Consider the following 14150-nt stretch of genomic DNA (forward strand, 5'->3'; position numbering starts at 1 on the left):
TGCATTTTGGAAACATAACAAAATATCTGGTTCTGGATTGATTTTTACCCCCTCCTCCATATTGTGCAAGCCCCATACACAATGCAGTTGCAAAAATTAAATTTAAAATTGACTACTAATCTATCCTGGAATCCATATCCCGGGAAAAGAGCACCCTGTCGCTTTTGTCGTAGACACAACGACACCACGATTGCCTCAGAGGAAAAGTGTCAAACACTTATATATCTGCACATTATAACTTTTTGTAAAATTCATTATGTATTTAGCTATCAATTATTTGACACTTTTCCTCTGAGGTAGTACTCAGTCACAAAAAAAGAGGCTGTCTGTTTAAGACAACCTCTTTTTGTGGAGAATATCGGAGTCGAACCGATGACCCCCTGCTTGCAAAGCAGGTGCTCTAGCCAACTGAGCTAATTCCCCGTGTAAGTGAGCGCAAACACCAGCAAAGAAAAGAAAAAGTCAAATTTGCAGATGAGCCGGAAAAGCTTGCTTTTCAAAGGCTAATCAAAAATTTGCAGGAGGTGAAACCTCCTCTTTTCTTTGCCCCGTCGTTTGCCGAACGGGAGGGGAAACACAGAACTGCTGAGTAAGTGAAACTTGCGAAGCAGTGATGTAATTCCCGCGAGGGGAAACACAGAACTGCGAAGTAAGCAAAGCTAACGAAGCAGTGATGTAATTCCCGATTTTAAAGAACTTTAAGTAGTCCCGAGCGGAGTTGAACCGCTGACCCCTACATTATCAGTGTAGTGCTCTAACCAACTGAGCTACGGGACTGTAAATATATAAAAGTCAATGATAGCATAAAGAGTAACAGAAAGAGAATAAACCTCTCTAGTTAGTAACAGCTCCAAAAAGGAGGTGTTCCAGCCACACCTTCCGGTACGGCTACCTTGTTACGACTTAGCCCCAGTTACCAGTTTTGCCCTAGGTCGCTCCTTGCGGTAACGAACTTCAGGCACCCCCAGCTTCCATGGCTTGACGGGCGGTGTGTACAAGGCCCGGGAACGTATTCACCGCGCCATGGCTGATGCGCGATTACTAGCGAATCCAACTTCACGGAGTCGAGTTGCAGACTCCGATCCGAACTGAGACAGGCTTTCGAGATTCGCACCCCATCGCTGGGTAGCTGCCCTCTGTACCTGCCATTGTAACACGTGTGTCGCCCCGGACGTAAGGGCCGTGCTGATTTGACGTCATCCCCCCCTTCCTCGCACCTTACGGTGGCAGTCTCGCTAGAGTTCCCAGCATTACCTGATGGCAACTAACGACAAGGGTTGCGCTCGTTATGGCACTTAAGCCGACACCTCACGGCACGAGCTGACGACAACCATGCAGCACCTCGATACATGTCCCGAAGGACTAAACCATCTCTGATCTATTCATGCACCGTTCGAGCCCGGGTAAGGTTCCTCGCGTATCATCGAATTAAACCACATGTTCCTCCGCTTGTGCGGGCCCCCGTCAATTCCTTTGAGTTTCAACCTTGCGGTCGTACTCCCCAGGTGGATAACTTATCGCTTTCGCTTGGCCACCGACTGTGTATCGCCGACAGCGAGTTATCATCGTTTACAGTGTGGACTACCAGGGTATCTAATCCTGTTTGATCCCCACACTTTCGTGCATCAGCGTCAATATTAGCTTTGTGAGCTGCCTTCGCAATCGATATTCTGTGTGATATCTATGCATTTCACCGCTACACCACACATTCCACCCACAGCAACTAAATTCAAGCTCGACAGTATCAACGGCACCCTTCCAGTTAAGCTGAAATATTTCACCGCTGACTTATCAAACCGCCTACGCACCCTTTAAACCCAATAAATCCGGATAACGCTTGCACCCTCCGTATTACCGCGGCTGCTGGCACGGAGTTAGCCGGTGCTTATTCGTATGGTACTCTCATCAATCTACACGTAGATCTTATTGCTCCCATACAAAAGCAGTTTACAACCCATAGGGCCGTCTTCCTGCACGCGGCATGGCTGGATCAGATTTCCATCCATTGTCCAATATTCCTCACTGCTGCCTCCCGTAGGAGTCTGGACCGTGTCTCAGTTCCAGTGTGGGGGACCTTCCTCTCAGAACCCCTAGACATCGTAGCCATGGTAAGCCGTTACCTTACCATCTAGCTAATGTCACGCGAGCCAATCCGTATCCACCAAAGCTTTAAAATCTTTGAGATGCCCCAAAAATTTACTATGGGGTATTAGACCACGTTTCCATGGATTATCCCCCTGATACGGGCATGTTGCTCACGCGTTACGCACCCTTGCGCCGGTCGCCACCAAGTATTGCTACCCGTGCTGCCCCTCGACTTGCATGTGTTAAGCCTGCCGCTAGCGTTCATCCTGAGCCAGGATCAAACTCTTCATTGTAAAAATTTTTTAAATTATTAGCTTGTCCTAACTAGTTTAAACCGAAAAATTATTTTAGGTCTTGACGAAGTTTATTATAAACCTCTACCTTGTTACTCTTTATAAACCTATGCTATCAAAGAACTTTCTTGTCAGCGTCTCATTTTCTGAAACGGGCTGCAAAGATATGTTTCTTTTTTTTTTCAACAAAATTATTCCGAAACTTTTTTTGAACATGTTTATATATTACTGATTATCAGCACATGTTTTTAAATATGTTGTCGTTGAAAATTGAGCTCTGATTCAAAAACCAAAACTATAAGTAACCATCAGGCTGCGAGGCCTTAAGGTATAGACTTTTTCGATTCTGGTAAGTTCAGAAAAAACCGAATGGGTAAATTGATTGTTGTTAAAAATGTTTCTGAGGCTTAATTCGAAATTGCTTTTTCCTGCCCGGTAGTTAACTTTTATGTCTGCAAAAAAGTTACTGTGTAATGTTTGGCCGGAGGATTTATTCAAATAGTGCTCAATATTCAGTATCATATCCATCTTTCCGGAAAGTCTTATAAAATTCAAAAGAGAGGCTCCTGAACTAAATAGTGATGATTGAGATCCCTGATTATCGACTCTGTTAGTCCGGACTATTTTTAAATTAAACTCTGTATTGACTGCACTGCCAAAACTATAGCTTACCGCAGGCTCAGCCACCCAGGTTCTTGAAGAAATCTCGACATTTTTTGACTGTTGTACATAATTGCCTGAACTGACAGAATGAGAAATACTCAACCCCAAATTCAACGGTGAATCGAAAAATACCTTTGAGATATTCCCTCTGAATGAGAGCATTTTGTTAAAATTGTCATTATCGGGAAGTAATTGCCTGATGCTGAAAATGTCCGTATACTGAACTGCACTCTTTGTTCCGCCGCTTCTGTGTATGTAGCTTACATAAAATCCTGCACTAAACAGTTTGAGAGCATTTCTGTAAATAATTCTAACTGCCGAGGAGTGACTTTTTGATTCAATTATACCTGCATATCCTTCTGAAAGTGTCCGGTAATTATTCATAATAAATGAGGGATTCATGCTTTGAACCTCTCCCTGTGTAGTCTGGCCGAAGCTATATGATAAATTACCCTCCCAGTTACCCGAAGGAATAAATGTTGCCGTCACTGCCGGAGAAATCCGGAAAAAAAGTGAAGAGGTATCTGATGCCCCCCGAACATTTTTTAAGTTGTATCCAAGCATTTTAAGAGGAGAACGAATCACTAACCGAAACTTATCTCTGTCATAACGGAATGTTGGAGTAATAAACAATTCAGAGCTATAAAGCTTCATATCGTTTTCTCCTGATAAAATCACATTCTTTCTGACATCAGATAATTCTGACTTGAGGTGCTGGCTGGAAACATTATAGCCCGCCGTTATTTCAGGACGAAACCATCCGAGCTTAATTTGAGTGGATATAATATTATTCGATTTTATCTGAGTAAGGCCTACAGTTTGCCTGATACTGTCTGACACAATGTTAAGCTCCTCCGGCAAAGAGCGGTATTGAGTTCTGGAATTAAATCTAAGCACACTATTCTTAAGTGGCTTTATCAAATTGAAAATTTCTGCAAAATCAAACTGGTTCTGAGACAAGTCCTGATTAATACTATTGATACCTGTCAGCTTTCCGGAGACATCAGATAAAGAGACTCTTCCATAAAGCCGATTCTGAACATAAATCTTTTCCTTATTTGAGGTTATAGTAAAATCCATACCGGGAACATTCTCATGTCTGGAACTGCTTCCTCTTTCAGTAAGTACAATATCATTCTCACCATCAATAATGAATCTGGTTGTTTGCAGATTATCTGCTGTTTTCTTGTCATTTAAATATCCAACTCTCAATGTGGCCTGAACATCTTTTTCCAATGGTATCAGCAGGTTTACTGAAGCAAGATGAGATGTGTTAAAAAGAGTTCTGTCTGACTTAACCGGAGCAGACGATGATTCGGCCATATTAAGGATGTTTTGAGCAGAAAGATCCGGTTGCTGGAGCTGAGAGTCAGGCCCCATTGAATGAAGTCTCAAATCAGTTGCAATATCAATCCCCGCTTTGTTACTTTTGAGGATTGTCATTGTCTGGCTTGTTTTTGAAAATCTGAACAGGGAGCTCCTGAAATTCCACATTGCAGGATAGACTCCCGCACCAATATCTGCAGTTCCAACAAATCTGGCCCTGGCATCAGGATGAATCGTCAGATTAATAGCAGCGTTTTCTGAATATTGGTGCTCTTTAAGTGCTCTTACCGGCTGATGATTTTCGAAAACCTGTATCATTGTAACCAAATCCGGCCGAATGTTGTTAGTAGCAATACCATACTGACCTTCAAGCATATTTTTGCCATCTATGTAAAAAGCATTTATTGGTTTGTCGTTGTATTTAATCTGGCCTGAAACATCTACAACTACACCAGGAATCCTCTTTAGCACCTCTCCGATATTCCTGTCCTGCTCTTTTACAAATCCGGAAGTCATATAGTTTAAAGTATCTCCTCTCATTGAAACGTTTGGTGCTTCAATTACAGCGCTTCTTATTTCAAATGGCTCGCTCCTGAGAATAATCCTTAGTTTGTCCGGTGGAATAGCTTTATATAAGGCCGAATACTTTTGAAATCCAATAAAAGAGACCTCGACTATAAATTCTGCATTCTCTTTGTTTACACCTGAATCAAGATTAAACAACCCGTTTTCATCGCTGAAAGTGTATGCAATTATTGATTTATCCGCAGGATTTAACAGAAGAATATGGGCATTAGGTATAGGTTTTGAATCATCAGATGAAGTTACGACACCTGATATTACTCCTTGCGAATAGAGCGCAACCGAAACAAATATTAAGAGTACAGATACATGGAGTCCTCTTCTCATAGCTCTATAGGATTGTATTTATAATTTTGATATTTGCTATTTGGTACAGGTGTACCATCTTTTTGGAAAATTCGTACCTTTCCCGATATCCCGGCCTGATTTGTGGTGAAATCAATTGGATTGGTTTTAAATTTCATCAACAATTTGACAAATTCGTCTTTTGGAACTTCACGAGATTCAGACCATCGTGATAAATTGATGTCTCTGTCAATTTTTAATATATCTACACATTCAAACATGTAGTGATTTTCGGAATCTTCAGCTTTTAGAATTAGCCCCGGCAAACCGTGGAATTTCCATGGTCCGGTATTTATATGAATTTCTGGCGCAAACCATACAACCCATTCTCTCCCTTTGTAATTTGTAGTCGCCTTGATACATTTATACTGAAAAATTATTGCCGTATCCTTTAAGATTTTCCAATCAATTTTTTCAATCGGTTCTTTTGCCGAAAAGAGACGGGCTCCAATAATTGTATAGTTAATATATTGATTTTTGGACCTATTGGATATTGTAACATCCTTTTGCCCTTGCCTGTAGCCTTGTTCATTTAAAGACTCCATGACTTCTAAACCATAATATCCTTTTTTCTGAAGATCTTTCTTAACTGAGTCTCGCAAAAATTCAGTATGACTAAAAAACATTGAAGCGTTTTGTCCTATGTCCAGGTTATACAAATCATTAAATCTTTTGTTTTTATCTAAATACTCTTGACCTGTTACTGAGTACTTAACTCTAAGGAAGAGCTTTTCTTCATCCTGAGCAAAGGATTGAGTTGAGATTATTAAAACAATAAAAGAAAAAATGATAACTCTTTTCATAAATTGAATTTTATCTAATTACAAGGAACTATCTCTCGATTGGGTTGTATTGAGTCTTCATTTTTTGTTTTACATCTATAACTCTTCCATTTGCATCTTTTGCCACGACAATTTTTACTCCTTTGTTTTCTAAAACTGCTAAGGGATTAGTTTTAAATTTATTTAAAAGCATATCAAACTCCTTTTTAGAGATGGAACTATATTTTGAGTAATCGGACATCTGAAGCGTCTTGTCAATTTTGCCAATTACCATGCATTCGAATGTGTAATGTTTTTCTGAATCTTCGGCTTTTAACACTAATCCCGGCAATCCATTAAGCTTCCATGGCCCACCTGAGACAGGAATATCCTGAGTAAACCATGCAGTCCAGTCTCTTCCCCGGAAATTAGCAGTAGCTTTGAAACACTTATAATTTAGTATAGTTGCTGTTTCTCTTGTTGTTATCCACTTAATTTGTTCAACAGGCTCAGTCACCATATAATAATCTGCGGTTATGATTGAGTAATGGTTTAGAGTTTTATTATTTGATAAAAAGAGAAAGATATCATTATTTCCCCTTTTTGTACCTTTTATATTTTCCATTATTTCAAAAGCACTATAGCCCAATTTTCTTTGGCTTTGTACTGTCGAATCTCTTATATGATTGAAATAGCTGTAATAGACAGATACGTTATTTCCAAGATCCAGATACATCCAGTCATCGGTTTGTTTTTTGCCAAAATCTTCCAATGCCGTTACCGAATATTGAACTCTCATAAAAAGTTTCGAGCCATCCTGAGAATAAATTGAATGTGGTAATAAAATCAAAATAAATAGATTAAAAATTTTTCTCATGATAAATTATCTTTCTTTATTATTTGCTTAAAATATAAAAATGCCTTCTCTAAACTATAGTTTGAGTAAAGAGAAGGCATAGAATTAATTAGCTACAGAGCATTTTTTCAAGAAGGTCATAATAGAATAACATTTCACCTTCAGTAGGTTCAAACTGGAAATCTACTATAACACTACCACAACTCAGAACAAAAATATCATAAGCTGGAGGAGTTGCATTGGCTTGATAGGAAGTAGAATAAAACATTGCACCTGCACAAATTGCACCAAACAGAAATTTTTTCATGATTATCTGTATAATTAATAGAAATTCTTATATTTTTTCCACACAACCAATCAAGAATTTCTTAATCGGATCTACCCTACTAAACGATAATCTAATTAAAGTTCTCGGGAAATATGTACATTTGCATGCCGTTTTGTAGTTTTAATATTTATATGCACTAGCTTTGTCAGGCTTGTAGGTAAAATAAGATAATTGCAAAGCGGTTTTTTAGTTGGCAAGACTATTCCTACAATTAGCTTATTTACAACTTCTTCAAATATAGTTGTATTTTTATAGCAGAACCTTAATTTAAACTTAATTTTAAGTTAATTTTAACTTAATCAAAGCATTACATTAATGAATACCTATCTGCAATTATTTACCACTTTTTCCAAAATCGGGGCCTTCACCATTGGCGGAGGTTATGTAATGATTCCGCTCATTCAGCGGGAGGTGGTAGATAATAAGGGGTGGCTGGAGAGGGAGGAGTTCCTCGATATGCTGGCAATTTCGCAATCGGCCCCCGGCATACTGGCAATGAATATCTCAATTTTCATTGGTCAGAAGCTGAAAGGCGTAAAAGGGAGTATAGTTGCGGCAACAGGTATTGCCCTCCCCTCTTTTCTGATTATTCTGGCAATAGCCGCTTTTTTTGCCGGGTTCAAAGAGAACGAGACTGTTGAGAAGATGTTTAAGGGAATAAGACCTGTTGTGGTTGCCTTGATTGCGGTACCTGTGATCTCAATAGCAAAGGGTCTCAAACTGAATATTTATACTTCATTTATTCCTGTAGCATCTGTTCTCCTTATAGTATTTCTGAACATATCGCCTGTATGGATAATTCTGGCAGGTGCATTACTGGGTATTTTTTACTTTTACTATAGAGCAAAAAGATGATTTACCTGCAACTATTTATAACTTTTTTCAAGATAGGCCTCTTTACATTTGGAGGTGGGTATGCAATGATATCCCTTATTCAGAATGAGGTTGTTGTAACAAGGGGGTGGATAGATGCCGCTTCATTTACAGATATAATAGCTGTTTCGCAAATGACACCCGGCCCCATTGGAATAAATAGCGCCACATATATAGGTTATACTGTTACAGGGGATTTTTGGGGATCTCTGGTGGCAACATTTGCAGTATGCCTGCCATCATTTATTATTATACTGCTTATAGCACTACTATACAAACAATTCAAAAAAAACAGATGGTTTAATGCTGCATTGACCGGAATAAGACCGGTAATCCCGGGACTAATCGCGTCTGCAGCAATAACATTGGTCACACCCGATAATTTTATTGACTGGAAAAGCTGGATACTGTTTGCAGCTGCATTTGCGGCCGTACAATGGGGTAAAAAAAGTCCAATTCTGCTTATACTTCTTGGTGCTGCGGCCGGACTAATTATTTACTAATCTCATAAAGATTTACAGAAGCTTTATCCTGTTAGTCTCTTCAAAATACCTGAAATACATAAAGAGTTTGTAGTTAAAATCCTTATTGTATCTTGTTGAGGGATCATAATCAACATAGCTTTCGAATCTTCTGTCTCCTCTTAGATATCTGCTGTTCCACTCCTGCACATATCTAGTATTTGCTGACTGCAAATAGTCATTACTGTAGTAATCCTCTGAAACATGATTTGACCTTAGCCAATACTCAAATCCCTGGTCAAAAACTATTAATTCGTATTCAGGGGCCCTCTCCAGAATATACATATCCGCCAGCTCTCCCTCAATTTTATTTCCATCGTAATCTAACATAAAAAGAGAGTCTCCCTCAAGCAGATACTTCCCCTCCGGATCTCCTTTTCTATCAGTCAGCATTAACTTTCCTGATGATTTATCATAGCTGAAAATACCATTATCGTGGAATCTCGCACCTTTTCTGCCTAGATAACTCCTTGACAGGTTATACCTCCCCGTCTCGTCAAGCACAATCTCAGTTTTTATACCTTCACAATCTGCACATGGAACAACACCTCTGTATACCCCTGCCACCTCTTTTAAATCAGCCTTTTTCCCCTCCGTATTTTTCACTAAGTTCTTACCTGCTGAGCAGGAGAGAGCGATCATGACAGTTGCAATAATAAACATTAGTTTTTTCATGGCCATTCATATTTTTATTAGCTGATAAATTTACAAAAATCGTGCAGTAATAGCTAAATTTGTGCAATCAACAATATACTCTAAATAACATGAATAATATTATAAAATCATCAATTTCCATTGTTTTAATATCTCTTTCTGCAACAATCACAAACATCAGCTCATTCGCTCAGAATAATAAGTACAGCACACTTTACTATCAAAGAGCATCCCTTTTTGAAGAGCTCTCTGTTGACAGTAATGATATTATTTTCCTGGGTAACAGTATAACCCACTTTGGCGAGTGGCACGAAATTTTTAACAATCCCAATATTAAAAACCGCGGTATTAGCGGTGATATAGCTCAGGGTGTTTATGACAGGCTCAACCCTATTCTGAAAGGCAAACCATTAAAAATATTTCTGCTAATAGGTATTAATGATGTTTCACACAATTTAACCGCAGATTCAATAGTTAATGCTATAAGGAAAATCTCTTTAAAAATAAAAGAAGCATCCCCTGATACTAAACTTTATATACAGAGTGTAATGCCTGTAAACCCGGCTTTTAACATGTTCCTCAAAGCTACTGAAAGAGGTGATGTTGTCAAAGAGATAAACAAGGGGCTTGAAATATTATGCTCCGATGAAAGCATAACTTTCATAGATATCTACAACTGCCTCACCACTCCCGGAACAGACCTTCTTAATCCGGACTTTACAAATGACGGACTCCATTTAATGGGAGCCGGATATTTAAGGTGGGCAGAAGCAATAAAAAAACACCTGGAGGAGTAAACCAATTCTGTCTCATCTCTGTTATCATAACAAGTGTGAATTGGAAATAAAGAAGCCCGGCACATTAGTACCGGGCTTTGGGTGGAAGATCGGGTTCGAACCGACGACCTCTAGTGCCACAAACTAGCGCTCTAACCAGCTGAGCTACGACCACCATTTTTCCGATTGAATCGGGATGCAAAAATAGACAATTTTTCTTAATTGCAAACAAGAAATATTTAAAATAGAGCGCTTATTGAAAATCGTAAGCAAATAGTTACAATTTAATAGGTGTTATTATCGCTTTTTTTCCTACTTTTGCCGCCGAAAAGCTCTTGACAAGAATTGAATAAAATATATTGAAATTATGGCTCGTGAAATTAAATTTTCTCTGGTTTACAGAGATATGTGGCAATCATCAGGGAAGTATGTCCCTATGGTTCACCAACTAACAGAGATCGCACCTGTAATCATTGATATGGGATGCTTTGATAGGGTGGAGACCAATGGTGGTGCTTTTGAGCAGGTTAATCTACTGTTCGGGGAGAATCCAAACAAGGCTGTCCGCGAATGGACTGCTCCGTTCAACAAAGTCGGTATCCAAACCCATATGCTTGAAAGAGGGCTGAATGCTTTGAGAATGAACCCGGTTCCTGCAGATGTCAGAGAGCTGATGTACAAAGTTAAAGCGAAACAGGGAACAAATATCTCTCGCTCATTTTGCGGTCTGAATGATCCAAGAAACCTTGAGTTATCTGCAAAATATGCTAAGAAAGGGGGGATGATTTCACAAATCGCACTTAGTATAACCTCGTCACCCGTTCACACTGTAGAATACTACATGGGACTTGTTGACAAAGTTGTTGAATTTGGTGCCGATGAGATATGTCTTAAGGATATGGCTGGTGTTGGAAGGCCTGCTTTTCTGGGAAGACTTACAAAAGCTATTAAAGATAAATATCCACATATAGTCGTAGAATATCACGGTCATACAGGCCCGGGCTTCTCTGTTGCATCAATGCTGGAGGTTGCCCGCGCAGGTGCAGATTATCTGGATGTAGCTATGGAGCCGCTATCATGGGGTATGGTTCACCCTGATGTTATTACTATTCAGGCAATGCTTAAAGATGCAGGATTCCTTGTTAAGGATATTAACATGGATGCATACATGGAGGCAAGAAGACTTACCCAAAGCTATATAGATGACTATCTTGGATACTTCATTGATCCGGGTAATAAAGTTATGACATCTCTGCTGGTAGGTTGCGGCCTTCCTGGTGGTATGATGGGATCTATGATGGCAGACCTTAAAGGATTCCACGGAGCAATAAATTCATCTTTGAGAAATCAGGGCAAGAAAGAGCTCCAGCTCAACGAACTTGTAGTTATGCTATTCCAGGAGGTTGAGTATGTATGGCCTAAGCTGGGTTACCCTCCTTTGGTTACACCATTCAGCCAGTATGTTAAAAATACTGCATTAATGAACCTTATGCACATTCTCAAGGGAGAACCAAGGTGGACAACTATTGACAAGGATACCTGGAATATGATACTTGGCAAAACCGGCAAACTCCCTGGTGAGTTGGCTCCTGAAATTGTACAGATTGCTAAAGATAAGGGCATGGAGTTCTATACAGGTAATCCACAGGATGCATTCCCTAATGAGCTTGATAAGTTCCGTAAGGAAATGGTTGAAAACAACTGGGAGCTTGGAGAGGATGATGAAGAGTTGTTTGAGTTTGCTATGCACGAAAGACAGTACAGAGACTACAAGAGCGGCGTGGCAAAACAGCGTTTCAATCAAGAGCTAGAGGCTGCCAAAGCAAAAGCAGGCGCACCTATAGTGGTTACCCGTCCTGTTGTGGAGATGCCTAAAATTGATATTGAAAAGATTATTGAAAAATATCCAAACGCAAAACCAATACAATCACCTGTAAAAGGTCAGATTATCTGGCAATACGACCTGATGGACAAATCTTCTGCTCCAAATATTGGCGAGCCGGTTGAGGCGAATAAGCCGATGTGCTTTGTTCAGGCTTTCTATGGTATGGAGGTTGTAAAACCTTCATTCAGCGGAAAAATTGTAGCCATCTGTGCAAAACACGGAGAGACAATAGCCAAAGGAGAGATTATTGCTTTTGTTGAGTAATAATTCTTACAAGTAATTCAAAACGAGGAGGGCGAAAGCTTCTCCTCGTTTTTTGTTTAACTTGCAATGCAACGGGATGAAGAGTAACTGCATCTTATCAATACAATCCGATAATTTAAATAACAGGAATATGAAAAGGAGATTAATGAATTTTATTGTTGTGCTCTTCGCAGGAATTGCACTCGTATCATGTACAAAAGATTCAGCAGATGCAGGAAAGTTTTATCTTGATTATGGTGTAATCGTAGGGAATAAACCGGATTTTAAAATCAAACTTGACAATGGACTTACTCTGATAATTGATGTTAATAAAATACCTGAATTTGCCGTAACAGATGGTCAGAGAGTATTGGTAGATTACACCCCTCTTAATCCGCTTCCGGATGGAGCACAAACATTTGCACCTGTAACAGAGAGCAGGGTAATACTGAACTATTTGTATGACATCCTGACCAAAGACTATCTTGAAGCTTCACAGATAGATACAAAAGAGAAGAGAGACAGTATAGGTTATGACTATATTAATGTCAGAGATGCCTGGATAGGATCAAAATATTTAAATGTGAATTTTGAATTTTACATGAATAATCCAAGCATCAGACATATGATAAATGTAATATATGATGATGTAAGGAGTACAGACAAAGACTTATACTTCACAATGAAGCATAATGCTAAAAATGACGCAAACCATTTCAGGGCATTTGGAAGAGTCTCTTTTGACATTGAAGATTTACTACAGGACATAGGAGCAGGAGAGAGCGCTAACATACATATCCAATGGGATGGATACGATTTCGGAAATCAAAGTAAGACTTTTACTTACAAAAAGTGACCTAGGAGGGATTCAAACCCCCGACCTTCAGAACCGGAATCTGACGTTCTATTCAACTGAACTACTAGGCCGTTAAACGGACCGCAAAGATACATATTTTAAAATTCTCTGAAAAATGTATCTTTGCGGTTCATTTATATATAGAGCAATATATGAAAGCTTTTGTATTTCCCGGTCAGGGAGCACAATTTAGTGGAATGGGAAAAGATCTTTACGACAACAATCCTGTTGCAAGGGAGTTGTTTGAAAGAGCTAACGCAATTCTTGGTTTTAGAATTACTGATATCATGTTCAGCGGCTCCGATGAGCAGCTTAAAGAGACTAAGGTCACACAACCCGCCATATTCATCCATTCGGTTATTTTATCTAAATGCATCGATAACTTCAATCCTCAAATGGTTGCAGGACACTCTCTCGGTGAGTTCTCTGCACTTGTGGCTGCAGGAGCTATGAGTTTTGAAGACGGCCTTAAACTGGTTTCTGCCAGGGCAATGGCAATGCAGAAGGCCTGTGAAATAGCCCCGTCAACAATGGCTGCGGTAATAGGGACAGATGACAGTACAGTTGAAAAAATCTGTGCTGAAGCACCCGGCACTGTTGTTCCGGCAAATTATAACTGCACAGGACAGCTTGTAATTTCAGGCGAGATTGAATCTGTAAGATGGAGTTGTGAAAAATTAAAAGAGGCAGGAGCCAAAAGAGCCCTGGTGCTGCAGGTAGGAGGAGCTTTTCACTCCCCTCTTATGGAACCTGCAAGGGAAGAGCTGGCGGCAGCTATTGAAAACACTACATTCAGCATGCCTCTCTGTCCCATTTACCAGAATACCGATGCATTGCCTCACACAAATCCGGCAGAAATTAAGGCAAACCTTATCAAACAGCTTACAGCTCCGGTTAAGTGGAGACAAAGTGTAGAAAAGATGTGGGAAGATGGAGCCAGAGAGTTTGTTGAGCTGGGGCCGGGGAGCGTTCTTCAGGGTCTTATTAAAAAGATTGCACCGGAGAGTATTACCGGTGGATATCAATAATATTCAGTATTATAAAACTTTGAGAAAATTAAATGGCACCTCCTTAAAAGGAAGTGGTCATTTTACTTTTTATTT

11 protein-coding genes, 4 tRNA genes and 1 rRNA gene are annotated in these 14150 nt (G+C 39.6%); 6 read left to right on the forward strand and 10 right to left on the reverse strand.

Annotated elements, in window-relative coordinates; translation table 11 throughout:
• Positions 1 to 349: 349 nt before the first annotated feature.
• The 7 genes from U5907_05080 to U5907_05110 form a co-directional block, all read right to left on the reverse strand.
• Positions 350 to 423: transfer RNA gene (locus U5907_05080), tRNA-Ala, on the reverse strand.
• A 280-nt stretch (positions 424 to 703) separates the two neighbouring features.
• Positions 704 to 777: transfer RNA gene (locus U5907_05085), tRNA-Ile, on the reverse strand.
• Positions 778 to 854: 77 nt separating this feature from the next.
• Positions 855 to 2378, reverse strand: a 16S ribosomal RNA gene (locus tag U5907_05090).
• Positions 2379 to 2660: 282 nt separating this feature from the next.
• Positions 2661 to 5276, reverse strand: a complete 2616-nt coding sequence (locus U5907_05095; GenBank protein ID WRQ34015.1) for a carboxypeptidase-like regulatory domain-containing protein — start codon at positions 5274 to 5276, stop codon at positions 2661 to 2663.
• Positions 5273 to 6097, reverse strand: coding sequence for a GLPGLI family protein (locus tag U5907_05100; protein ID WRQ34016.1), 825 nt, complete (start codon positions 6095 to 6097; stop codon positions 5273 to 5275). The genes U5907_05095 and U5907_05100 overlap by 4 nt, the downstream gene beginning before the upstream one ends.
• 28 nt (positions 6098 to 6125) lie before the next feature.
• The gene (locus tag U5907_05105; protein WRQ34017.1) at positions 6126 to 6932 is read right to left on the reverse strand and encodes a GLPGLI family protein; all 807 of its coding nucleotides are present in this window, start codon (positions 6930 to 6932) and stop codon (positions 6126 to 6128) included.
• Between the two features lie 88 nt (positions 6933 to 7020).
• A complete protein-coding gene (locus U5907_05110; GenBank protein ID WRQ34018.1) occupies positions 7021 to 7218 on the reverse strand; it encodes a hypothetical protein in 198 nt (65 codons plus the stop codon).
• 336 nt (positions 7219 to 7554) lie between these two features.
• Between U5907_05110 and U5907_05115 the strand changes: the two genes are divergently transcribed.
• Positions 7555 to 8094, forward strand: a complete 540-nt coding sequence (locus U5907_05115; protein WRQ34019.1) for a chromate transporter — start codon at positions 7555 to 7557, stop codon at positions 8092 to 8094.
• Complete coding sequence (locus U5907_05120; GenBank protein ID WRQ34020.1) at positions 8091 to 8615, forward strand: chromate transporter; 525 nt, start codon at positions 8091 to 8093, stop codon at positions 8613 to 8615. Before U5907_05115 ends, U5907_05120 begins: the two co-directional genes overlap by 4 nt.
• 12 nt (positions 8616 to 8627) lie before the next feature.
• Here the strand turns inward: U5907_05120 and U5907_05125 are convergent, their stop codons facing one another.
• Positions 8628 to 9308, reverse strand: coding sequence for a DUF6146 family protein (locus U5907_05125; GenBank protein WRQ34021.1), 681 nt, complete (start codon positions 9306 to 9308; stop codon positions 8628 to 8630).
• Positions 9309 to 9397: 89 nt separating this feature from the next.
• Here U5907_05125 and U5907_05130 point away from each other — a divergent pair, with 89 nt between their 5' ends.
• Positions 9398 to 10084 carry a GDSL-type esterase/lipase family protein gene (locus tag U5907_05130; protein WRQ34022.1) on the forward strand — a complete coding sequence of 229 codons (687 nt, stop codon included), beginning with the start codon at positions 9398 to 9400 and terminating at the stop codon, positions 10082 to 10084.
• Between the two features lie 79 nt (positions 10085 to 10163).
• Here the strand turns inward: U5907_05130 and U5907_05135 are convergent.
• A tRNA-His gene (locus U5907_05135) sits at positions 10164 to 10239 on the reverse strand.
• A gap of 191 nt (positions 10240 to 10430) precedes the next feature.
• Here U5907_05135 and U5907_05140 point away from each other — a divergent pair.
• Positions 10431 to 12212: an oxaloacetate decarboxylase gene (locus U5907_05140; protein ID WRQ34023.1), complete on the forward strand. Its 1782-nt coding sequence runs from the start codon at positions 10431 to 10433 to the stop codon at positions 12210 to 12212.
• A 130-nt stretch (positions 12213 to 12342) separates the two neighbouring features.
• Positions 12343 to 13047, forward strand: coding sequence for a NigD-like C-terminal domain-containing protein (locus tag U5907_05145; GenBank protein ID WRQ34024.1), 705 nt, complete (start codon positions 12343 to 12345; stop codon positions 13045 to 13047).
• On the opposite strand, the gene U5907_05150 is transcribed toward U5907_05145, so the two are convergent.
• Positions 13045 to 13118 (reverse strand) — tRNA-Arg (locus tag U5907_05150). The genes U5907_05145 and U5907_05150 overlap by 3 nt on opposite strands.
• Before the next feature lie 81 nt (positions 13119 to 13199).
• Between U5907_05150 and fabD the strand changes: the two genes are divergently transcribed.
• The gene (gene fabD / locus U5907_05155; protein ID WRQ34025.1) at positions 13200 to 14075 is read left to right on the forward strand and encodes an ACP S-malonyltransferase; all 876 of its coding nucleotides are present in this window, start codon (positions 13200 to 13202) and stop codon (positions 14073 to 14075) included.
• Positions 14076 to 14150 lie beyond the last annotated feature (75 nt).

It is taken from the genome of Bacteroidales bacterium MB20-C3-3 (assembly GCA_035609245.1).
Taxonomy (GTDB): domain Bacteria; phylum Bacteroidota; class Bacteroidia; order Bacteroidales; family UBA932; genus Bact-08.